At 48.2% G+C, this 473-nt stretch carries 1 protein-coding gene; it reads right to left on the reverse strand.

Translation table 11 applies throughout. The features are described 5' to 3' along the window. Positions 1–355: AMP-binding protein (locus tag A3757_RS04125; protein WP_156506164.1), on the reverse strand; the 355-nt coding region annotated here is incomplete at its 3' end. Positions 356–473 lie beyond the last annotated feature (118 nt).

Below are 473 nucleotides of genomic sequence, written 5' to 3' on the forward strand. Positions count from 1 at the left end.
GTAAGCCCGAGTCTTCAATCATGTACGCCAAACGATCATCGGGGAAGTCAGGGTCAAGCGGGACATAGCTGGCGCCGACTTTCAATATGCCAATTAGGGCCGCGAGCATATGCTGAGAGCGGTCCAGGCACAAGCCTACGCGATCCCCAACGGATACATGTTCCTCTAATAGGAGCTGAGCCCACTGTGAGCTAAGTTCATCAAGCTGACGATAGCTTAAGACTTCCTGCTCAAATATGACGGCATCACTTTCGGCAAATTGTTGAGCTTGATGATGAAGGTAGTGACCGACAGTGCGAGGGGCCTTGGCTTGTTCTTCATGCCAAGCATGAGCAGGTCCTATACATTGTCTCATCACTTGCTTGCTTGAGCTTTGATTAAGTAGTTCTATATCGCAAAGCCTGGTTATCGGGTTTTGTGCAATTTGTCCGAGAATCGTAAGAAAATGATCCCTAAAGCCTTGGATCGTTTTT

The organism is Oleiphilus sp. HI0117 (assembly GCF_001635235.1).